The sequence below is a fragment of the Paraburkholderia sp. J63 genome, from assembly GCF_905220245.1.
Taxonomy (GTDB): domain Bacteria; phylum Pseudomonadota; class Gammaproteobacteria; order Burkholderiales; family Burkholderiaceae; genus Paraburkholderia.
The window spans coordinates 297,543-319,191 of sequence record NZ_CAJMZF010000002.1; the positions used below are offsets into that span (position 1 = coordinate 297,543).

Sequence of the window (21,649 nt, forward strand, 5' to 3'; positions counted from 1 at the left end):
GAACACCCCCGCAGATCTACAAAAAAGCAGCCTGGAGGAGAAGTGATCGAGCTTCACGTATTCGACGACCCGCGCGTCCAATCCGACGCGCTGGCGCGAGCCGTGGGCGACGCGCTACATGCGTCGCTCACCGCTCTGCTAGCCGCGCCCGGCACCGGTGCGCGCCGTACGACGCTCGCGGTTTCAGGCGGCACGAGCCCGCGTCCGTTTCTGGAGACGCTGTCGACGCACCGTTTCGACTGGGCGCACACCGACGTCACGCTGGTGGACGACCGCTGGGTGTCCGAGACGGATTCGGCCAGCAACGCGCGCCTCGTGCACGAAACGCTGCTGAAGAACGAGGCCGCGCACGCGCGCTTCCTGCCGCTCGTCGACGTCGCGCAGGAACTGGACGCGCACGTTGCCGCGCTCAACGCGGACCCGCAGCGCCGCTTGCCCAACGTCGCCGTGCTCGGCATGGGCGAGGACGGCCACACGGCCTCGATCTTCGCCGATGCGCCCGAGTGGCACGAGGCCATCACCACGGCGCGCCCGTTCGTGGCCGTGCATCCGCAGGCGGCGCCGCACGCGCGCGTCTCGTGGTCGATGCAGGCGCTGCGCCAGGTGGACCGCCTGTTCCTGCTGATCGCGGGCCAGCGCAAGCTCGACGTGCTGCAACAGGCCGCCGCGGCAGAACAGAACAACGCCATCTCGAAGCTGGCGAACGACAAGGGAGTGAGACTCGATGTCTACTGGTGCGCCTAACAAATCCGCGCCTGGCGCGGGCCAGCACGCCGACGGACCGAGACTGCTCGCCGACATCGGCGGAACCAACGCGCGCTTCGCGCTGGAGACGGGCCCCGGCGAGATCGGCCAGGTGCGCGTCTATCCGTGCGCCGACTATCCGGGCGTCGCGCAGGTCATCCAGCAGTACCTGAAGGACACGAAGATCGGCCGCGTGAACCACGCGGCCATCGCCATTGCGAACCCGGTCGACGGCGACCAGGTGCGCATGACCAATCACGACTGGACCTTCTCGATCGAGGCCACGCGCCGCGCGCTCGGCTTCGACACCTTGCTGGTCGTGAACGACTTCACTGCGCTCGCGATGGCGCTGCCCGGCCTGACCGACGCGCAGCGCACCCAGGTGGGCGGCGGCCAGCGCCGCCAGAACAGCGTGATCGGCCTGCTCGGGCCGGGCACGGGTCTGGGCGTCTCGGGCCTGATTCCCGCCGACGACCGCTGGATCGCGCTCGGCAGCGAAGGCGGCCACGCGAGCTTCTCGCCGCAGGACGAGCGCGAGGACATCGTGCTGCAGTTCGCGCGCAAGAAGTGGCCGCACGTGTCGTTCGAGCGCGTCTGCGCGGGCCCCGGCATCGAGCTCATCTATCGCGCGCTCGCCGCGCGCGACAAGAAGAAACTGCCCGCGAACATCGACACGGCCGAAGTCGTGAAGCGCGCGCACGACGGCGAAGAACTGGCGCAGGAAACCGTCGAATGCTTCTGCGGCATTCTCGGCAGCTTCGCGGGCAATATCGCGATGACGCTCGGCTCGCTCGGCGGCATCTATATCGGCGGCGGCGTGGTGCCGCGTCTGGCCGAGCTCTTCACGCGCTCGTCGTTTCGCCAGCGCTTCGAGGCCAAGGGCCGCTTCGACGCCTATCTCGCGAACGTGCCCACCTATGTGATCACCGCCGAATATCCGGCCTTCCTCGGTGTTTCGGCGATCCTCGCGGAGCAGCTCTCGAACCGCGCGGGCGGCGGCTCGTCGGCCGTGTTCGAGCGCATCCGCCAGATGCGCGACGCGCTCACGCCCGCCGAGCGCCGCGTGGCCGACCTCGCGCTCAACCATCCGCGCTCGATCATCAACGACCCGATCGTCGACATCGCGCGCAAGGCCGACGTGAGCCAGCCCACGGTCATCCGCTTTTGCCGCTCGCTCGGCTGCCAGGGGCTCTCGGACTTCAAGCTCAAGCTCGCGACGGGCTTGACGGGCACGATACCCGTGAGCCACAGCCAGGTGCATCTGGGCGACACGGCCACCGACTTCGGCGCGAAGGTGCTCGACAACACCGTCTCGGCCATCCTGCAACTGCGCGAGCATCTGAACTTCGAGCAGGTCGAGCAGGCCATCACGCTCCTCAACGGCGCGCGGCGCATCGAGTTCTACGGCTTGGGCAACTCGCACATCGTCGCGCAGGACGCGCACTACAAGTTCTTTCGCTTCGGTATCCCAACGATTGCTTACGGCGACCTCTACATGCAGGCGGCCTCGGCCGCGCTGCTCGGCAAGGGCGACGTGATCGTGGCGGTCTCGAAGTCGGGCCGCGCGCCCGAGCTGCTGCGCGTGCTCGACGTGGCGATGCAGGCCGGCGCGAAGGTAATCGCGATCACCTCGAGCAACACGCCGCTCGCCAGGCGCGCGACCGTGGCGCTCGAAACCGATCACATCGAGATGCGCGAGTCGCAGCTTTCGATGATCTCGCGCGTCCTGCATCTGCTGATGATCGACATCCTTGCGGTGGGCGTTGCGATCCGCCGCGCGTCGCCCGATGCGAACCTGAGCGACGCCGTCGAAAAAGCCCGCGAGCATGCCGACGACGATGCGTCGGCCGTGCTCGACTGGCTGAGCCATGGCGCCTCTTCGTCGGCGCGCGCGAGCGATTGAGGCAATGCCGCGGCGTCGCATGCACCGGGCGCAATGAAAGTTTGACGCAATGAAAACGGGACGCCTTGGCGTCCCGTTCGATTGGGTGCTCCCGGCTTGCGCTTACGCGTTCGACGCGGCCTGCTGCACGCCCGGCGCGGGCCGGCCGTGCCACTTCACGACGATGCTACGGCCAATCCACGTGAGCGCGCCGCACGCGCCGATCGTGCAGCCCATGCCGAGCGGCGAGATGCCCGGGAACCAGCCGACCACGACGCTCGCGAACGCGCCCAGCCCGAGCTGCGTCGCGCCGAACACGGCGGCGGCCGCGCCGGCGTTCTTCGGATAGCGGTACATCAGGTCGGTCGCGCAGTTGGCGCTGAGCAGGCCCACCACGCCCACCACGAAGAACAGGCCGGTCACGATCGACCAGAGGCCGCCCCACCCCGTCACGCACATGAGCGCGACGAAGAACGACGCGACGATACTGACCGTGGAGGCCATCGACACCATGCGCAGCGTGCCCACACGCCCGATAAAGCGCGTGTTGAGGAAGTTGCCGAGCATGATGCCGAACACGTTCGCGCCGAAGAACAGACCATAGTGCTGGGGCGAGACGTGGAAGTACTCGATATAGACGAACGGCGTGGCCGAGATGTAGGTGAACATCGCCGCGAACGCCATGCCGCCGCACAGCATGTGGCCCCAGACGAGCGGATCGCGCAGCAGCCGCCCGTAGGCCGCGAACGAGCGCAGCACGGCGGCGCTCTCGCGCTTCTCGGCGGGCCAGGTCTCGGGCACGCGCAGCCAGGCGGCGACGCCGCACGCGAGGCCGAACAGCGTGAGCGCGATGAACACCACGCGCCAGCCGCCGAGCAACAGCAACTGGCCGCCGATGAGCGGCGCGAGCAGCGGGCCGATCGAGGTGACGATGGCGACCATCGAGAGCACCTTGGCCGCGTCGGACGGCTCGTGCGCGTCGCGCGCGATGGCCCGCGCGAGCACCGAAGCCGCCCCCGCGCCGAGCGCCTGCAGGAAGCGCACGAAGGTGAGCTCGCCCACCGAGTACGAGAACCAGCAGGCGATGCTCGCGAGCGTGAAGAGCGCGATGCCGCCGAGCAGCACGGGGCGGCGGCCGTAGGCATCGGAAAGCGGGCCGTAGAGCAGCATGCCGATCGAGAAGCCCGCCATGAAGCTCGTGAGCGTCATGGCGGCCGCGGCCGCGCTCACGCCGAACGACTGGGCGATGGAGGGCAGGCTCGGCAAATACATGTCGGTGGCGAGCGGGCCACAGGCGGCGAGCGCGCCGAGCAACAGGATCAGCCGGCCATCGGGCCGGCGTCGCGGAGAATGGGACATGGGAATCGACCAGGAGCGGACCGTGGCCGAGGGGCACGGTCTCGATGTTCCGGGCCGCTTCGGCACGGGCCGGTTGCGTCTGATGCGCGACGCAATGGCGATGCGGGAAGCGGCTACGTAGCCGCAGCATTGTACCCGAGGCTTAATTTTCGCTTTCGGGATGCTGCGGGGGTGGGTTGCGGGTGCCGGGCGCCGTCGGCAACCGGGACCGTATCGCGCCGCGGCCGCTTTGCGCTAAGCTGCGCCCTTTCCCGTTCCGCATTGCGCCGCGAGGCGCGACCTCCTTCGCCCATGAGCGCCTACCTGCTGATCTGGAGCCCCAAGAAGTGGCCCTGGCCCGAGCTGTCCGACTTCGCGCGCCGCGTGCAGGCAGGCGTTGCCGTTGCCGACACATGGGGCTGCGGCTTCGCGCGCGGCATCCTGCCCGGCGACCGCGTGTTCCTGCATCGCGTCGCCGCCGAGCCGCGCGGCCTTTTCGGCTCGGGCTACGTGACGCGCGCGCCCTACGAGGTGCCGGACCCCGCCTACAAGCGCGGCTACCGGCTGTGCATCGACTTCGTCTACGACTGGCTCGTCGACGCCAACGAGAACGTCGTGATCGCGCGCGACGCGCTGCGCGTCCATCCGTTTTCCGTGCAGACCTGGGATGCACAGAGCTCGGGCACCGTCATCAAGCCGATCGCCGAGGGCGCACTGGAAAAGCGCTGGGCCGAGCTGACCGGCAAGCGGCCCATGCCGGCGGCAGCGGTTGCGGCGATGCATGCGGCCGAGGCAGCCCGGACGGACGGCGCACGCGGATGGGACGGCGCCCCGGCCGCCACGTCTGCCGCGACCAACGTGACCAGGACAAGCGCGCGCAAACGTACATCGCCGCTCAGCACGACCCGCAAACCGCCGTCACAAGCCTGAATCTCAAACCGGGGCAAACCGGAATCGCGGCTCGTAGCCGCATTACGACCGGACAAGCCCCCGACCGGCCCCTTCCGCGCCGCGTGCGCCACTCCCCGCGGCGCCATCCCCCGTCTGGTGCGGCCCTCGGCCCGTTCGGCGCGAGTCCGGTACAATTTCGGCATCGACGCCCCATCGCTGGCGCCCGGCCAGGCACCTCGTCCGGCCGGCCCCACGCCGCATGGGCCGAGCGTCGGCGCGCCAAGGCCCCGCCTGCCGCGCGCCTGATCACGCCATTGCAGCCACCGCAAACACCACTCTCGCAGGTCCAGCTCTCATGTCCAACACCCCGTCCACGAACCAGGCCCTTTTCGAACGCGCCCAGCGCACCATCCCGGGCGGCGTGAACTCGCCCGTGCGCGCGTTCCGCTCGGTCGGCGGCACGCCGCGCTTCATCGAGCGCGCGCAAGGGGCGTACTTCTGGGACGCCGAAGGCAAGCGCTACATCGACTACATCGGCTCGTGGGGCCCGATGATCGTCGGCCACGTCCACCCCGAAGTGCTCGAAGCCGTGCAGCGCGTGCTCGCCAACGGCTTCTCGTTCGGCGCGCCCACGGAAGCCGAAATCGAGATCGCCGAGGAAATCTGCAAGATCGTGCCGTCGATGGAGCAGGTGCGCATGGTGTCGAGCGGCACCGAAGCCACCATGAGCGCGCTGCGCCTCGCGCGCGGCTACACGAAGCGCGACCGCATCGTGAAGTTCGAAGGCTGCTACCACGGCCACGCCGACAGCCTGCTCGTGAAGGCCGGCTCGGGCCTGCTCACGTTCGGCAACCCCACCTCGGCGGGCGTGCCCGTGGACATCGCCAAGCACACCACGGTGCTCGAGTACAACAACGTCGCGGCGCTCGAAGAAGCGTTCAAGGCGTTCGGCGACGAGATCGCCGCCGTGATCATCGAGCCGGTTGCGGGCAACATGAACCTCGTGAAGGCCACGCCCGAATTCATCGGCGCACTGCGCAGCCTCACGGCGAAGCACGGCAGCGTGCTGATCTTCGACGAAGTGATGTGCGGCTTCCGCGTCGGCCTGCGCGGCGCCCAGGCGCTCTACGGCGTTCAGGCCGACCTCGTGTGTCTGGGCAAGGTGATCGGCGGCGGCATGCCGGCCGCGGCGTTCGGCGGCCGCCGCGAGATCATGGACCATCTCGCGCCCAACGGCGCCGTCTATCAGGCGGGCACGCTCTCGGGCAACCCCATCGCCGTGGCGGCGGGCCTGAAGACGCTGCAGCTCATCCAGGCGCCGGGCTTCTACGAGAAGCTCACGGCGCAGACCGCGCGTCTCGCGCAAGGCCTCTCGCAGGCCGCGCGCGAAGCGAATGTGCCGTTTGTCGCGGATTCGGTCGGCGGCATGTTCGGCCTCTATTTCGCGGACAAAGTGCCGGGCAGCTTCGCGGAAGTCACGAAGAGCGACGTGACGCGCTTTAACCGCTTCTTCCATCAGATGCTCGATGCGGGCGTGTATTTCGCGCCTTCGGCCTACGAGGCGGGCTTCGTGTCGAGCGCGCACGACGACGCGCTCATCGACGAGACGATTGCCGCCGCGCGCCGCGCATTCGCCGGGCAATAAGGCAAGCGCCAGGCAAACATCCAGGCACGCGTCACGCGCAAATCACGCGGCAACGCGCCGAAGGCGAGGCGCATGCCTCGCCCCGCCCTCACCCGAAACGCCCCGGAGCCAGCACGACATGTTTTCGCAAGCCGATTTCGCCCACATGGAGCGCGCGCTCGCCCTCGCGGTGCGCGGCCTCTACACGACCGACCCGAACCCGCGCGTCGGCTGCGTGCTGGTGAAGGACGGCGTGGTGATCGGCGAAGGCTTCACGCAGCCCGCCGGCCACGACCACGCCGAAATCCAGGCGATGAAGGACGCGCGTGCGCGCGGCCACGAGGTGCGCGGCGCCACCGCCTACGTGACGCTCGAGCCGTGCAGCCATTTCGGCCGCACGCCGCCCTGCGCGAACGCGCTGATCGAAGCGAAAGTCGCGCGCGTGATCGCGGCGATGGAAGACCCGAACCCGCTCGTTTCGGGGCGCGGACTCTCGATCCTGCGCGACGCGGGCGTGGAAGTGCGCTGCGGCCTGCTCGCCAACGAAGCGCGCGAACTGAATATCGGCTTCGTCTCGCGCATGACGAGAAAGCGCCCTTGGGTGCGCATGAAAGTGGCCGCATCGCTCGACGGCCGCACCGGCCTGCCTTCGGGCGAAAGCCAGTGGATCACGGGCGAAGCCGCGCGCGCAGACGGCCATGCCTGGCGCGCGCGCGCCTCGGCCATCCTCACGGGCATCGGCACCGTGAAGGAAGACGACCCGCGCATGACCGTACGCGCGATCAACACGCCGCGCCAGCCCAAACGCATTCTCATCGACAGCCGCCTCGACGCCTCACCGCTCTCGCAGATCTTCGTGGGCGCGCCCACGCTCGTGTTCTGCGCCTCGCTCGACGATGCCAACGCCGAGCGCGCCGATGCCTTGCGCGCGCGCGGCGCGGAAATCGTCGCGATCGGCAATGAGCGCGGCAAGGTGGACCTGCCCGCCATGCTCGGCGAGCTGGCCGCGCGCGGCGTGAACGAACTGCACGTGGAAGCCGGCTACAAGCTCAATGGATCGCTGCTGCGCGAAGGCTGCGTGGACGAGCTGCTCGTCTATCTCGCGCCCTCGCTGCTCGGCACGAACGCGCTCGGCATGTTCGACCTCGTCGCGCCCGCGAAGCTCGATGCGCGCACGCGCCTCGCCTTCCATACGGTCGATCGCATCGGCGAGGATTTGCGCATACTCGCGCGTCTCGTGCACGATGCCCCCCATGCCGACCCGAACGCGGGCAGCGATGCCCACACGCACGGAGACGCGTCATGAATCTCCCGAACACGCTGAATGAACAGATAAAGGACAAGCAGATGTTTACCGGAATCGTCGCGGCCGTGGGCCGCATCGAATCGATCCGTCCGCTCGGCAGCGACGCCGACGCGGGCGTGCGCCTCACCGTCAACGCGGGCGGCCTCGACCTCGACGATGTGCAGCTTGGCGACAGCATCGCCATTCAGGGCGCGTGCATGACCGCGATCGCCAAAACCGCGACGACCTTCGACGTCGACGTTTCGCGCGAAAGCCTGAACCGCACCGTCGGCCTCGCCGACACCGGCGAAGTGAATCTCGAAAAGGCGCTGCGCGCGCACGACCGGCTGGGCGGCCATATCGTCTCGGGCCACGTGGACGGCCTGGGGACCGTCACGCGCTTCGCGCCCGTGGGCGAGTCGCACGAGCTGCGCGTGCTCGCGCCGGCGGAGATCGGCCGCTATCTGGCCTACAAGGGCTCGGTCACGGTCAACGGCGTGAGCCTGACCGTGAACTCCGTCGACGACCGCGCCGATGGCTGCGAATTCTCGATCAACCTGATTCCGCACACGGTCGAGGTGACGACGCTCAGGCATCTCGTAGCAGGGGCGAAGGTGAATCTCGAGATTGATTTGATTGCGCGGTATGTGGAGCGGATGCTCGCAAGCGAGGGCGCTCGCCGTCCCTCCGCTGCCTGACATCCACGTCGACTGACGGGCTGGCCCATGTTGGGCTGGCCCATCTCGGGCTGGCCCGTCCCGAACTGGCTGCATAACATTCTCCGCGCCTAACCACAGCCAACGCTGCACACTGCGCAAGCGCAACTTCAGCAGCGCTGATAAAATCAGCACTATTCCCTCGCGCATGTCCTTCGGCATGCCGCGCTTTTCCCACCCGAACTCAGTGAAGGAGGCAGAGATGGCAGTAATCGAGATGGCCGCCGTCATGCCACCGGTTCGGGTGAAGCCACACTTCATACACACCCCGCTTCCGGCGCGCTGACCGCGCCCCGCACCGCGCGGCGCATTCCCGGCGGCATTTCTGCCGCCGCGCCGCTTTCCAGCGATTTCGAGGTTTTACGTTCGGCACGAAGTGCCGGAACGCGCAGACCCCGTTTTCCGCTCACCGCATTCCTGAAAAGTCTTCGGGCCTCGCGCCCGAAGCCTCTGTCCATGGCAGACCAAGACAAACAACTCGCTTCCGGCGGACAGACGTTCCGCAATGTTCTCGGCTTCACGTTCCGGCACTGGTCGCGCCAGCCGTGGCGCGTCGGCGCCGTCGCGCTCGCCGCGCTGCTCGGCGCGCTCGCCGACGTGCTCACGCCGCACTACGCGGGCCAGCTCGTCGACGCGCTCGCGCACGACGCCACGAGCGGCAACGCCGCCGCCTGGCATGCCGCCGTCATGGCGTTCTGGGCGCTGACGGCGCTCGGGCTCGGCGGCACGCTCATGCGCCAGGCCGCGTTCCAGAACATCATCGTGCTCACGCTCAAGATGATGAGCGAGATCGCGACGCGCGCGTTTCACCGCGTGCAGCGCTTCTCGACCGACTGGCACGCGAACAGCTTTGCCGGCTCGACCGTGCGCAAGATCACGCGCGGAATGTGGGCGCTCGACCTGCTCAACGACACGCTGCTCGTCGCGCTGTTTCCGTCGCTCGTGATGCTGGTGGGCTCGACCATCCTGCTCGCGGTGCAATGGCACGTGATGGGCCTCGTGGTCGGTGTGGGCTCGGCACTCTATCTCGCGATTACCGTCTCGCTCTCTCTGTTCTACGTCGCGCCTTCCGCGCGGCTCGCGAACCAGTGGGACACGAAGATGGGCGGCGCGCTCGCCGACGCCATCTCGTGCAACGCCGTCGTCAAGGCGTTCGGCGCGGAAACGCGCGAAGAAGCGCGGCTCGCGCACGTGATCGCCAAGTGGGACAGCCGCACGCGCCGCACGTGGCGGCGCGGCACGTTCAACGGCGGCGTGCAGGGCGCGCTGCTGGTGGCCATGCAGGCGGCCATACTCGGCGCGGCGCTTCTGCTGTGGGCGCGCGGGCTCGCGAGCGTGGGCGACATTACCTTCGCGCTCACGCTCTTCTTCCTGCTCAAGGGCTATCTGCGCGACGTGGGCATGCACGTGCGCAACCTCCAGCGCTCGGTCAACGACATGGAAGAGCTCGTGATGCAGGAGGCCCAGCCGCTCGGCATCGAGGACTTGCCGGACGCCCCGCCCATCGTGATCGACCGCGGCGACATCCGCTTCGAGAACATGACGTTCCGCTACGGCGCGCACGAGCGGCCGCTCTACGCGAACCTTGCGCTGCGCATCGCGCCGGGCGAGCGCGTGGGCCTAGTCGGCCATTCGGGCTCCGGCAAGACCACGCTCATCAAGCTGATCCAGCGCCTCTACGACGTAACCGAAGGCCGCATTACGATCGACGACCAGGACATCGCGCTGGTGCAGCAGGCGTCGCTGCGCTCGCAGATCGCCATCGTGCAGCAGGAGCCGGTGCTGTTCCACCGCTCGCTTGCGGAGAACATCGCCTATGCGCGGCCCGGCGCGACCCATGACGAGATCGTGCGCGCGGCGAAGCTCGCGAGCGCGCACGACTTCATCATGGCGCTGCCCAAAGGCTATGACACGCTCGTGGGCGAGCGCGGCGTGAAGCTCTCGGGCGGCGAGCGCCAGCGGGTCGCGATCGCGCGCGCGTTCCTTGCGAACGCACCGATCCTGATCTTCGACGAAGCGACCTCGAGCCTCGACAGCGAAAGCGAGGTGCTGATCCAGCAGGCCATGGAGCGCCTGATGGAGGGCCGCACGACGGTCGTGGTCGCGCACCGGCTCTCGACCGTGCGCGCGCTCGACCGGCTGCTGGTGCTCGAGCGCGGACGCGTCGCGGAAGAAGGCACGCACGACGAACTCGTGCGCCGCGAGAACGGGCTATACCGGCGCCTGTTCGAGCGCCAGGCGCTGGAGCTCACCAAGGGACTCGCCGACGATGTCGTCCTGCGCTGAACGTGCCCGAGCAACGCAAAGCGCGGGCAAAAACGCGGCGGCTTTCAGGCCGCCGCCGCGCGCGCATGCGGCTGAATGCTCGCCAGGATGTCGGCGAGCGCCGCGCGCGCGATCTCGGTGTCGTAATGCGCCTGCAGCTCCATCCAGCTGCGCGCGTCGGTACCGAAATAGACCGCGAGCCGCACGGCCGTGTCAGCGGTGATCGCGCGCTTGCCGAGCACGATCTCGTTGATGCGGCGCGGCGGCACGCCGATCGCCTTGGCGAGCGCGTACTGGCTGATGCCCATCGGCTTGAGCCAGTCTTCGTTCAGGATTTCGCCCGGTGTGGCAAGTGCTACTTCCCGTGCCATGGCCATGCTCCTCAGTGATAGTCGACGATACGGACCTGCGAGGCCTCGCCTTGCGCAAAACAAAAGCAGCTGCGCCACTGCGCATTGATACGGATGCTGTACGCCCCCGCGAGGTCGCCGCTCAATGGCTCCAGCCGGTTGCCGGGCGGCGCGCGCAAAAACGAGAGCGTGACAGCCGCATGGACTTGCTGAAGCTTGCGCATGGCGACCGCTTCGATCGCGACAAAGCGGGGAACCCGGCGCCCCGCGAAAAGGGCGGCGGTGTCCCGGCAGGCAAATGATGTAATCGACATGGATAGTAACGCTCCTCGTTAATAACGTCAAGCGTTACTATTGTCGTGAAAGCACCACTCGCGAGCTAGCTGGCCGTTCGGCCAACTCTCGTGCATGCTTGATCCGCGCCGGGCCGCGCAAGCGCCCGACGCCGGCGAGCCCGCCGACGCGGCCGCCAGCCCCAAAACTCGGCGCAGGGCCCCCATTCCGGGCGACGCGCCCGCCCGCGTGGCGTAAAATGTGCGCTTTCCAGCCAGAATCCCACCATGACGCTCGCCTCCACCCTTGAAATCATCGCCGAGCTCAAAGCCGGCAAGATGGTGATCCTCGTCGACGAAGAAGACCGGGAAAACGAGGGCGACCTCGTCATCGCAGCAGAATTCGTCACGCCTGAAGCCATCAACTTCATGGCGAAGTACGGCCGCGGCCTGATCTGCCTCACGCTCACGCAGGAACGCTGCAAGCTGCTCAATCTGCCGCTCATGACTTACCGCAACGGCACGCAGTACGGCACCGCGTTCACGGTCAGCATCGAGGCGGCCGAGGGCGTCACCACGGGCATTTCCGCCGCCGACCGCGCGCGCACGATCCAGACGGCCGTCGCGCACGACGCGCGCGCCGAGCACATCGTGCAGCCCGGCCACGTGTTCCCGATCATGGCGCAGCCAGGCGGCGTGCTCGTGCGCGCGGGCCACACCGAGGCGGGCTGCGACTTCACGGCGCTCGCGGGCCTCACGCCGGCCGCGGTGATCTGCGAGGTCATCAAGGACGACGGCACGATGGCGCGCCTGCCCGATCTCATGGAGTTCGCGAAGGAGCACGACATCAAGATCGGCACCATCGCCGACCTGATCCACTATCGCAGCCGCACCGAATCGATCGTCGAGCGCGTGGCCGAGCGCACCATGCAGACCGCCCACGGCACATTCCGCGCGGTCATGTACGTCGATCACCCGTCGCGTACGCCGCACATCGCCCTCGTGCGCGGCACGCCCAAGCCCGACGAGGACACGCCGGTGCGCGTGCACGAGCCGCTCTCGGTGCTCGATCTGCTGGAGACGGGCGCATCCACGCACTCGTGGACGCTCGACGCCGCCATGCGCGAAATCGCCGGGCGCGATCTCGGCGTGATCGTCATGCTCAATTGCGGCGACACCAAGGAACATCTGATCGACGTCTTCAAGGCGTTCGACCAGAAGGAGCGCGCGGAGGCGCTCGCACGCCGGCCCGTGGACTTCAAGACCTACGGCATCGGCGCGCAGATCCTGCGCGAACTCGGCGTGGGCCGCATGCAGGTGCTTTCCAAGCCGCGCCGCCTCGGCAGTATGTCGGGCTACGGCCTCGAAGTCACCGGCTTCGTGCCGATGCCGGGCAGCGAAGCCGAGGCGCCCTGCCCGCCGGAAACGGCCGACCGCGCAGCGCATTAAGCCGCAGGCCCCACTTCACGCGTCACCACGCTCAACCGAACCTACGGATACCACATGGAAATCGGACAATACCAACCGAACCTCGACGGCGACGGACTGCGCATCGGCATCGTTCAGTCGCGCTTTAACGAACCCGTCTGCAACGGCCTCGCCGACGCCTGCATCGAAGAACTCGAGCGCCTCGGCGTCACGGGCGAAGACGTGCTGCTCGTCACCGTGCCGGGCGCGCTGGAAATTCCGCTCGCGCTGCAAAAGCTCGCCGAAAGCGGCCAGTTCGACGCCCTGATCGCGCTCGGCGCGGTCGTGCGCGGCGAGACCTATCACTTCGAGCTCGTCTCGAACGAAAGCGGCGCGGGCATCTCGCGCATCGCGCTCGACTTCGGCGTGCCGGTCGCCAACGCGGTCCTCACGACCGAAAACGACGAGCAGGCCGTCGCGCGCATGACCGAAAAGGGTCGTGACGCCGCGCGCGTCGCCGTCGAAATGGCGAACCTCACGGTCGCGCTGGAGCAGCTCGACGGCGGCGACGACGACGAAGAAGACGAGGAAGACGAAGAGGAACAGCAATGAAGAGCGCGCGCCGCCGCTCCCGCGAACTGGCCACGCAGGGCTTGTATCAGTGGCTGCTGTCGGGTGTGCCCGCCGGCGAGATCGACGCGCAGCTGCGCGGTTCGCAGGGCTACGACAAGGCCGACCACGAGCATCTGGACGCCCTGCTGCACGGCGTGATCCGCGAATCGGAGGAGCTCTCCGCCGCCATCGCGCCGTGCCTGGACCGTCCGATCGAGCAGCTCTCGCCCGTCGAGCGCGCCGTGCTGCTCGTGGCGACCTACGAGTTCAAGCACCACGTCGACATTCCGTACCGCGTCGTCATCAACGAGGCGGTCGAGCTCACGAAGACCTTCGGCGGCTCGGACGGCTACAAGTACGTGAACGGCGTGCTGGACAAGCTCGCGGCGCAACTGCGCGCCACTGAAGCGCAGGCCGCTCGCCGGTCGTAATTGAGGTAATGAAGGTAATCAAGTCGTAACGGCATGCGGCACGCGGAGCCAGAGCTTCATGCTCCCGGCTTCACGCGTGCCGCCTCGCCCGCAAGCACTGGAAACACCCGCATGAACACCGTTGCCGAACCGCTGCTGCGGCTTGCCGCGCGCGTCGACGAAATCCAGCCTTTCTACGTCATGGAACTGGCGAAGGAGGCCGCGAAGCTCGAACGCGCCGGACGCGACATCATCCACATGGGCATCGGCGAGCCCGATTTCACGGCGCCCGAGCCTGTCGTCGAGGCCGCCGCCGCCGCGCTGCGCCACGGCGTCACGCAATATACGAGCGCGCTCGGCATCCACGCGCTGCGCGAGGCGATCGCCGCGCACTACGAGCACGCGCACGGTCTGAAGGTCGATCCCGCGCGCATCGTCGTGACGGCCGGTGCTTCCGCGGCGCTGCTGCTCGCCTGCACGGCGCTCGTCGATCGCGACGACGAAGTGCTCATGCCCGATCCGTGCTATCCGTGCAACCGGCACTTCGTCACCGCCGCGGAAGGCAAGCCGGTGCTCGTGCCGAGCGGTCCCGAAGCGCGCTTCCAGCTCATCGCCGGCGACGTCGAGCGCCTGTGGACGCCGCGCACGCGCGGCGTGCTGCTCGCCTCGCCGTCCAACCCCACCGGCACGTCGATCGAGCCCGACGAGCTCGCGCGCATCGTGAAGGCCGTGCGCGCACGCGGCGGCTTCACGATCGTCGACGAGATCTATCAGGGCCTGAGCTACGACGCGCACCCCGTCTCCGCGCTCTCCTTCGGCGACGACGTGGTGACCGTGAACAGCTTCTCGAAGTACTTCAACATGACCGGCTGGCGTCTGGGCTGGCTCGTGGTGCCGCCGGCGCTGGTCGGTGCTTTCGAAAAACTGGCGCAGAACCTCTTCATCTGCGCGTCGGCGCTCGCGCAGCATGCGGCGCTCGCCTGCTTCGAGCCGCAAACGCTCGCGATCTACGAAGCCCGCCGGCTGGAGTTCAAGCGCCGCCGCGACTTCATCGCGCCCGCGCTCGAATCGCTCGGCTTCACGGTGCCCGTGATGCCCGACGGCGCGTTCTACGTCTACGCGGACTGCACGAACGTCAATCACCCGGCCGCCGGCGACAGCGACGTGCTCACCCGCGCCATGCTGCACGACGCGGGCACGGTGATGGTCCCGGGCATGGACTTCGGCGTGGCCGCGCCGCATCAATATGTGCGGCTCTCGTATGCCACGGCCTACGAGCGGCTCGAGGAAGCGGTCGGGCGGCTGCGGACGTTGTTCAACCGCTGATCCCCACTACCCGCTGCCAGGCGGATAGACGGACAGAAATGGAAAAAGGCACCCGAGGGTGCCTTTTTCGTTTCCGTCCGGTTTTTCGTGCTGGCCGAAGCCCGGCCGAGCGCCCGATAAAGCCTTACGCGCCGAGTTCGGACTGGCTGTGCTTCTGGGCCGCCGTGCTGGCGTCATCCTGTTCGGACGCCTTCTCGGGCGCCGAGGACTTCTCCACCAGCGCATGCGCGCCGTCGAGCGTCACATGCACGCGCTTCTCGCCGTTCACGCTCGCCACCTTCTGCACGGACGTGCTGGCCGTGGTGGTAGCGGGCGCCTGAGGCGCGTTGATCGGCACGTTGCGGCCGCGGGCCACGTCGCGCAGACGTCCGCGCTCGGCCATGACCTTGGCGCCGTAGCCGCCGTCGTCCTGCGAGGTCGAACCCACGTACAGGCGCAGGCCACCCGGCAGCGAGCCGCCGCGCGCGATGCAGTCCTTCAGGACCAGTGCGCCGACCTTGATGTTCGCGAGCGGATCGAGCGCCGCGCGCTGGCCGCCGAAGTACTGGAACTTGTCCGAGTGGACCTTGGACATGACCTGCATGAGGCCCTGCGCGCCCACGCCGCTCTCGGCGTACGGATTGAAGCCCGACTCGATCGCCATGACCGCGAGCAGCAGCAGCGGATCGAGCCCCACTTCTCGGCCCGTGTCGAAGGCAGCCTTCACGAGCTCGCCGACCGGCTCTTGCGCCACGCGGTAGCGGCGCGACAGATAGGTAGCGACGAGCGCTTGCTCGCGCGCCGAAACCAGCACGCGGTCGTCGCGGGCATCGGGTGCGATGCGCTGCGAGGGGATCATGCGCGCCAGCGTGCTCACGCTCGGCAGCGAACGCGGATCGAGACCGTTGAGCGTGACCGCGTCGAGCGTGGCCATGCCGCCTTTGGAGACGCTGCTCGCGACGTGATCCACCGCGCCGTTCGAGCCGTCGGCCGTCACTGCGGAGGGGGCCACACCATCGGCGGGCGCGCCGGAGTCCGACATCAGCGCCGTGGGCAGCGTCGCACCGTCGGCGTTGGCGTCTTCGTCCGTCGTCGCGTTGGGCGGCGTGAACGAGGGCAGCGGATTGCCTTGCAGCAGACGCGCGGGACCAGCCTGCACGGCGGCGGAAACGAAGGGCATCATGCGCGCGGCCAGCGTGCCGCGCCACGAGGGCAGCAACCAGACGGCGAGCGCGACCACGACGGCGCAACCGCCGACAATGCTGAACAGGTGATGGCTCAGACGCGTGCCACGTCGCAGCAGCGCACGCAGCCCCGGAGCGAGACGCTCGTCGGCGCGCCACCACGATAACCAGGTATTCATCTAACAGATCTCCCCATGTTGCATGATCCGGCGACCGAAGTCGGCGCGAGGCCTGTTGCCAATCGCAGGATCAAGACACCGCGCGCCCTGGCTGGTGCGGCAGCGGCGTCGGGAAAACGGCAAGAACGCCGTAGGTGGAACCCCTTCCGAACTGCTGGGCACGCCTTGGGCGCGCATGGGGAGTTCTCACGCGAACAGCCGGCGCGAAGAGGCGCCGGCGAGGACAACCAATCTAGACCGTGGAGAGCCGTGCAGGGAGTCGGCTAAACGGCGACGCGTTGCGTCTGAAGGACCGGGAGGTGGTTAAAAATTGCAAGCCCTGCAACCAGTGTGGACGGATTCTAGCAGGCTCTAATAGATCGTCAACACTATAGAATGTCAAATCTATAACTAATTGTAATTATGAACAGTGTTCAATCCGGGCGGACCCGCTTGCTACGAGGGTTGGCGGCCGGTTACCCAATATGACTGACAGCGTGTGACAAGTAACATAGGTAAAATCGACAATCGTACTGCCCCTGCATCCGCCGCCCGGAGCGGCTCCGACCCTATCCTGATGAAATACAAAGACTTGCGCGACTTCGTGGGTCGCCTGGAGACGCTCGGCGAATTGCGCCGCGTTCCGCAGGCCGTCTCCCCGGTACTGGAAATGACCGAGCTGTGCGACCGCGTGCTGCGCGCCGGCGGCCCCGCCCTGCTGTTCGAGAGCCGCGCGACCCATGCGTTCCCCGTGCTCGGCAATCTGTTCGGCACGCCGCGGCGCGTCGCGCTCGGCATGGGCATCGACACGCCCGAGAGCGCCGGCGACGGCGCGGCGCTCGATTCGTTGCGCGACGTCGGGCGCCTGCTCTCCGCACTGAAGGAACCCGAGCCGCCGCGCGGCCTGAAGGACGCGGGCAAGCTGCTCACGCTCGCCAAGGCCGTCTGGGACATGGCGCCGAAGACCGTGAGCGCCCCGCCCTGCCAGGAGATCGTCTGGGAGGGCAACGACGTCGATCTCGCGAAGCTGCCCATCCAGACCTGCTGGCCCGGCGACGCCGGCCCGCTCATCACCTGGGGTCTCACGGTCACGCGCGGGCCGAACAAGACGCGCCAGAACCTGGGCATCTACCGCCAGCAGCTCATCGGGCGTAACAAGCTCATCATGCGCTGGCTCGCGCACCGCGGCGGCGCGCTCGACTTCCGCGAGTTCGCGCTGCAGAACCCTGGCAAACCTTATCCGGTTGCGGTCGTGCTCGGCGCCGACCCGGCGACCATTCTCGGCGCCGTCACACCGGTGCCCGACACGCTCTCCGAATACCAGTTCGCAGGCCTCCTGCGCGGCGGCCGCACCGAGCTTGCGAAGTGCCTCACGCCCGGCGTCGAGACTCTCCAGGTCCCCGCGCGCGCGGAGATCGTGCTCGAAGGGTTCATTTATCCGCAAAAGAGCGCAGAGGAAAGTCCGCCCGCGCCCGCAGGCGCGCCGCCGCGCCCCACGAAAGGCGCGAGCGCCGCATACGAGCACGCGCTCGAAGGCCCCTACGGCGATCACACCGGCTATTACAACGAGCAGGAGTGGTTCCCAGTCTTCACGGTCGAGCGCATCACGATGCGGCGCGACGCGATCTATCACTCTACGTATACAGGCAAGCCGCCCGACGAGCCGGCCGTGCTCGGCGTCGCGCTAAACGAAGTGTTCGTGCCGCTGCTGCAGAAGCAATTCCCGGAGATCACCGACTTCTATCTGCCGCCCGAAGGCTGCAGCTACCGCATGGCGATCGTGCAGATGAAGAAGAGCTACCCCGGGCACGCAAAACGCGTCATGTTCGGTGTCTGGAGCTTCCTGCGCCAGTTCATGTATACGAAGTTCATCGTCGTGGTCGACGATGACGTGAATATCCGCGACTGGAAGGAAGTCATCTGGGCCATCACCACGCGCATCGATCCGGCGCGCGATACGGTGCTCGTCGAAAATACGCCGATCGACTATCTCGATTTTGCGTCGCCGGTTGCGGGCCTCGGCTCGAAGATGGGCCTCGACGCCACCAACAAGTGGCCCGGCGAAACGAATCGCGAATGGGGCCGCGCGATCGAGATGACCCAGGACGTGAAGACGCGCGTCGACCGCCTTTACGAAGAACTCGGACTCGGACGCGCATAAGGAACGACAGGATCGGCGGCGCGCATCCTGCCCGCTGATCCGCGACATGTCCGCTGCCGGTCTGCTGCACATCCGCGACGCCTTTCGCGACGTCGCGCTCACCGCGATACGGCCCGTCCCGGGCCGCGCCGCTCACGCATTGAGGAGACACGATGATGAGCCTGTCCGCATCCGAACGCCTGACGCAGTTGAAGGATCCCGCACTCTTCAAGACGCGCGCCTGGATCGACGGCGAATGGAGCGGCGGCGCGGCGACCTTCGCCGTGCTCGACCCCGCCGACAACACGGAAATCGCCCGCGTGCCCGACTTCGGCGCCGCCGAGGCGCACCGCGCCATTGCCGCCGCGCACGCGGCGCTCCCCGGCTGGCGCGCGAAGACCGGCAAGGAGCGGGCCGCCGTGCTGCGCCGCTGGTACGACCTCGTGATCGAGCACGCCGACGACCTCGCCGCGATCATGACTGCCGAGCAGGGCAAGCCGCTCGCCGAGGCGCGCGGCGAAGTGCTCTACGGCGCCTCGTTTCTCGAATGGTTCGCCGAGGAAGCCAAGCGCGTGAACGGCGACGTGCTCGCGAGTCCGGCGAGCGACCGCAAGCTCGTCGTGCTCAAGCAGCCGATCGGCGTGTGCGCATCGATCACCCCCTGGAATTTCCCGGTCGCGATGATCACGCGCAAGGTCGCGCCCGCCATCGCCGCGGGCTGCACGATCGTCGTGAAGCCTGCCGAGCAGACGCCGCTCTGCGCGCTCGCGCTCGCCGAGCTCGCCCAGCGCGCGGGCGTGCCCAAGGGCGTGTTCAACGTCGTCACCGCCGATTCGGCCAATTCGATCGAAGTGGGCAAGGCGCTCTGCGAGAGCGACATCGTGCGCCATCTCTCGTTCACGGGATCGACGCCGGTGGGCCGCATCCTGATGCAGCAATGCGCGCCGACCGTGAAGAAAATCGCGCTGGAACTGGGCGGGCACGCGCCCTTCATCGTGTTCGACGACGCCGATCTCGATGCCGCCACGGAAGGCGCCATGATCTCGAAATACCGCAACGCGGGCCAGACCTGCGTGTGCACGAACCGCTTCTACGTGCACGAGAAGGTCTACGACGCGTTCGTCGAAAAACTCGCCGCCGCCTCGCGCCAGATCAAGGTCGGCAACGGCTTCGAAACCGGCATCAACCAGGGACCGCTGATCGACGACGCCGCCGTGGCGAAGGTCACGCAGCACATCGGCGATGCGACGTCGAAGGGCGCCAGGCTCGTCGCAGGCGGCAACGTGGTGGAAGGCCGCTACGTCGAGCCGACCGTGCTCGCCGAGGTCACGCGCGACATGCTGATCGCGCGCGAGGAAACCTTCGGCCCGGTCGCCGCCGTCTTCCGCTTCAGCGACGAAGCCGAAGTGATCGGCCTCGCGAACGACACCGAGTTCGGCCTCGCCTCCTACTTCTATAGCCGCGACATCGGCCGCGTGTGGCGCGTGGCCGAGGCGCTCGAGTACGGCATGGTCGGCATCAACACCGGGCTCATCTCGAACGAGGTTGCGCCGTTCGGCGGCGTCAAGCAGTCGGGGCTCGGGCGCGAAGGCTCGAAGTACGGCATCGACGAATATGTCGAGCTGAAATATCTCTGCATGGGCGTCTGATCGAGCCACGCAGGTACGACTCAAGCGCTACTCAGCTCCACCCCGCGCCGTTCGGGCCGCAAGCTGCAAGCTACATGCGGCCTGCGAGCGGCCACGGGCGGCGCACACAGGCCAGACTGCCCGCAACGCATGCCTCGCACCGGGCGACGCGGCATAACAACAACGAACGTTAGATGCCTCACCTTTCCCTGCTCTCCGACGGCTTTTTTCTGTCGCTCTCGCTGTGCCTCGACATCGGTCTCGTCAACGTCGCGTGCATCTCGCTCACGCTCTCGCATGGCTTCAGGCCGGGCTTCTGGCTCGGCCTCGGCTCATGTTTCGGCGATCTGGCCTACGCCGCCCTCGCGCTTGCCGGAATGGCGGCGCTGCTGCAATTCGATGCGGTGCGCTGGGTCGTGTGGATCGGCGGCGCGGCCCTCTTGCTGATGCTCACCTGGAAGATGGCGCGCGAAGCGCTCAATCCGGCTGCCGCCCCGCCCGTGGAAGGCGACGCCGACAACACCGTACCGAAGCCCCATCCGTGGCGCAGCTTCGCGCGCGGCGTGCTGCTCGCCATGTCCTCGCCTAGCGCGATTCTCTGGTTCGCGGCCGTGGGCGGCGCGCTCATCGCGAAATCGGGCGCCACGAGCGCGGGCTCGGCGGCCGTGTTTCTCGCGGGCTTTTTCCTGGGCGGGCTGGGCTGGACGCTCTTCCTCTGCGGCCTCGCGAGCCATGGCCGCAAGCGCGCCGGCGCGGGCCTGCTGCGCGCATGCCACGTCCTGTCGGCGCTACTGTTCGCGTATTTCTCTTACAGCGTGATCGTGCACGGCTACCGCGACCTGATCGTGCAAGGCGCCAGCGCCGCGTGAGCGGTGTCCGCGCCAGAAAAGCAAACGGCGCAACGCGGCATGAGCCGGCGTTGCGCCGTTACGGAAGGCATGGAACGGGTGGCGCTGGGCCACCCGGCACCATCCGTCGAGCTTAGTGGCGGTACCAGCCGCCGTGATAGCCACGGTAGTAGCCACCGCCGCGGTAGTAGCCATGATGCCAATACGGATGGCCATAGTAGCCATACCCACCGACAACGACTGCGGGCGGCGGCGCATAGACCACCGGCGGCGGCGCATAAACGACGGGCGGGGGCGGCGGTGCGTAAACCGGCGCAGCATAGACCGGATAGGCCGGTGCAACGGGAATGCCAATACCGATACCCACCGAAACGTGCGCCTCGGCTGCGCTGACGAGCCCCACACCCAGCACAGCGGCAACGATAAACGAAACGGTCTTTTTCACTTCTCTTCTCCTGGCGGCCGACGACGGCGTCGCTCCACATGACGGGCAAAGCCCACACACCCACTCTATCGAAAACAGGGGCCGTCAAAGGTTGCCATTTGTTGCAAATTGCAATCGCAAATGCAGGCCTCCAGGTGCGGAATCA

Annotated in this window: 20 protein-coding genes; 15 read left to right on the forward strand and 5 right to left on the reverse strand. The window is 67.7% G+C overall.

Annotated features, from left to right (window positions below):
* Window positions 1–42 precede the first annotated feature (42 nt).
* Together pgl and U5775_RS03640 are read left to right on the forward strand one after the other, a co-directional pair.
* Complete coding sequence (gene pgl / locus U5775_RS03635; protein WP_322056745.1) at window positions 43–744, forward strand: 6-phosphogluconolactonase; 702 nt, start codon at window positions 43–45, stop codon at window positions 742–744.
* Window positions 725–2,647: a bifunctional transcriptional regulator/glucokinase gene (locus tag U5775_RS03640; RefSeq protein WP_322056746.1), complete on the forward strand. Its 1,923-nt coding sequence runs from the start codon at window positions 725–727 to the stop codon at window positions 2,645–2,647. The genes pgl and U5775_RS03640 overlap by 20 nt, the downstream gene beginning before the upstream one ends.
* Window positions 2,648–2,749: 102 nt before the next feature.
* Here U5775_RS03640 and U5775_RS03645 read toward each other — a convergent pair whose 3' ends face one another.
* Window positions 2,750–3,985 (reverse strand): Bcr/CflA family multidrug efflux MFS transporter, encoded by a 1,236-nt coding sequence (locus U5775_RS03645; protein WP_322056747.1) that lies wholly within the window; start codon window positions 3,983–3,985, stop codon window positions 2,750–2,752.
* On the opposite strand from U5775_RS03645, the gene U5775_RS03650 reads away from it, so the two are divergent.
* The 6 genes from U5775_RS03650 to U5775_RS03675 all read left to right on the forward strand — a co-directional run bounded on the left by U5775_RS03650 (window position 3,984) and on the right by U5775_RS03675 (window position 10,766).
* Window positions 3,984–4,106, forward strand: coding sequence for a hypothetical protein (locus U5775_RS03650; RefSeq protein ID WP_322056748.1), 123 nt, complete (start codon window positions 3,984–3,986; stop codon window positions 4,104–4,106). The two genes, U5775_RS03645 and U5775_RS03650, sit on opposite strands and share 2 nt — an antisense overlap.
* 170 nt (window positions 4,107–4,276) lie before the next feature.
* Window positions 4,277–4,894 (forward strand): hypothetical protein, encoded by a 618-nt coding sequence (locus tag U5775_RS03655; protein ID WP_322056749.1) that lies wholly within the window; start codon window positions 4,277–4,279, stop codon window positions 4,892–4,894.
* Window positions 4,895–5,210: 316 nt separating this feature from the next.
* Window positions 5,211–6,500 (forward strand): glutamate-1-semialdehyde 2,1-aminomutase, encoded by a 1,290-nt coding sequence (gene hemL / locus U5775_RS03660; RefSeq protein ID WP_322056750.1) that lies wholly within the window; start codon window positions 5,211–5,213, stop codon window positions 6,498–6,500.
* Window positions 6,501–6,618: 118 nt separating this feature from the next.
* Complete coding sequence (ribD, locus tag U5775_RS03665) at window positions 6,619–7,785, forward strand: bifunctional diaminohydroxyphosphoribosylaminopyrimidine deaminase/5-amino-6-(5-phosphoribosylamino)uracil reductase RibD (protein WP_322056751.1); 1,167 nt, start codon at window positions 6,619–6,621, stop codon at window positions 7,783–7,785.
* Between the two features lie 41 nt (window positions 7,786–7,826).
* Window positions 7,827–8,462: a riboflavin synthase gene (locus tag U5775_RS03670; protein WP_322056881.1), complete on the forward strand. Its 636-nt coding sequence runs from the start codon at window positions 7,827–7,829 to the stop codon at window positions 8,460–8,462.
* Between the two features lie 474 nt (window positions 8,463–8,936).
* A complete protein-coding gene (locus tag U5775_RS03675) occupies window positions 8,937–10,766 on the forward strand; it encodes an ABC transporter ATP-binding protein (RefSeq protein WP_322056752.1) in 1,830 nt (609 codons plus the stop codon).
* A gap of 44 nt (window positions 10,767–10,810) precedes the next feature.
* On the opposite strand, the gene U5775_RS03680 is transcribed toward U5775_RS03675, so the two are convergent.
* Both U5775_RS03680 and U5775_RS03685 read right to left on the reverse strand, forming a co-directional pair.
* Entirely contained in the window at window positions 10,811–11,116 is a 306-nt protein-coding gene (locus U5775_RS03680; RefSeq protein WP_322056753.1) for a HigA family addiction module antitoxin, read from the reverse strand.
* Between the two features lie 11 nt (window positions 11,117–11,127).
* Window positions 11,128–11,409, reverse strand: coding sequence for a type II toxin-antitoxin system RelE/ParE family toxin (locus U5775_RS03685; RefSeq protein ID WP_322056754.1), 282 nt, complete (start codon window positions 11,407–11,409; stop codon window positions 11,128–11,130).
* 246 nt (window positions 11,410–11,655) lie between these two features.
* Between U5775_RS03685 and ribBA the strand changes: the two genes are divergently transcribed.
* The 4 genes from ribBA (at window position 11,656) to U5775_RS03705 (ending at window position 15,122) form a co-directional block, all read left to right on the forward strand.
* The gene (gene ribBA, locus U5775_RS03690) at window positions 11,656–12,816 is read left to right on the forward strand and encodes a bifunctional 3,4-dihydroxy-2-butanone-4-phosphate synthase/GTP cyclohydrolase II (protein WP_322056755.1); all 1,161 of its coding nucleotides are present in this window, start codon (window positions 11,656–11,658) and stop codon (window positions 12,814–12,816) included.
* 54 nt (window positions 12,817–12,870) lie between these two features.
* The gene (ribH, locus tag U5775_RS03695) at window positions 12,871–13,386 is read left to right on the forward strand and encodes a 6,7-dimethyl-8-ribityllumazine synthase (protein ID WP_133194530.1); all 516 of its coding nucleotides are present in this window, start codon (window positions 12,871–12,873) and stop codon (window positions 13,384–13,386) included.
* The gene (nusB, locus tag U5775_RS03700; protein WP_322056756.1) at window positions 13,383–13,817 is read left to right on the forward strand and encodes a transcription antitermination factor NusB; all 435 of its coding nucleotides are present in this window, start codon (window positions 13,383–13,385) and stop codon (window positions 13,815–13,817) included. Before ribH ends, nusB begins: the two co-directional genes overlap by 4 nt.
* A 111-nt stretch (window positions 13,818–13,928) precedes the next feature.
* A complete protein-coding gene (locus tag U5775_RS03705) occupies window positions 13,929–15,122 on the forward strand; it encodes a pyridoxal phosphate-dependent aminotransferase (protein ID WP_322056757.1) in 1,194 nt (397 codons plus the stop codon).
* A 124-nt stretch (window positions 15,123–15,246) separates the two neighbouring features.
* Here the strand turns inward: U5775_RS03705 and U5775_RS03710 are convergent, their stop codons facing one another.
* Window positions 15,247–16,464, reverse strand: coding sequence for a lytic transglycosylase domain-containing protein (locus tag U5775_RS03710; protein ID WP_322056758.1), 1,218 nt, complete (start codon window positions 16,462–16,464; stop codon window positions 15,247–15,249).
* Window positions 16,465–17,020: 556 nt separating this feature from the next.
* Between U5775_RS03710 and U5775_RS03715 the strand changes: the two genes are divergently transcribed.
* The 3 genes from U5775_RS03715 to U5775_RS03725 all read left to right on the forward strand — a co-directional run bounded on the left by U5775_RS03715 (window position 17,021) and on the right by U5775_RS03725 (window position 21,080).
* The gene (locus U5775_RS03715; protein ID WP_322056759.1) at window positions 17,021–18,604 is read left to right on the forward strand and encodes a UbiD family decarboxylase; all 1,584 of its coding nucleotides are present in this window, start codon (window positions 17,021–17,023) and stop codon (window positions 18,602–18,604) included.
* A 152-nt stretch (window positions 18,605–18,756) separates the two neighbouring features.
* Window positions 18,757–20,232 carry an NAD-dependent succinate-semialdehyde dehydrogenase gene (locus tag U5775_RS03720; protein ID WP_322056760.1) on the forward strand — a complete coding sequence of 492 codons (1,476 nt, stop codon included), beginning with the start codon at window positions 18,757–18,759 and terminating at the stop codon, window positions 20,230–20,232.
* A gap of 173 nt (window positions 20,233–20,405) precedes the next feature.
* Window positions 20,406–21,080: a LysE family translocator gene (locus tag U5775_RS03725; protein WP_322056761.1), complete on the forward strand. Its 675-nt coding sequence runs from the start codon at window positions 20,406–20,408 to the stop codon at window positions 21,078–21,080.
* A 112-nt stretch (window positions 21,081–21,192) separates the two neighbouring features.
* On the opposite strand, the gene U5775_RS03730 is transcribed toward U5775_RS03725, so the two are convergent.
* A complete protein-coding gene (locus U5775_RS03730) occupies window positions 21,193–21,504 on the reverse strand; it encodes a hypothetical protein (RefSeq protein WP_322056762.1) in 312 nt (103 codons plus the stop codon).
* Window positions 21,505–21,649: the final 145 nt, after the last annotated feature.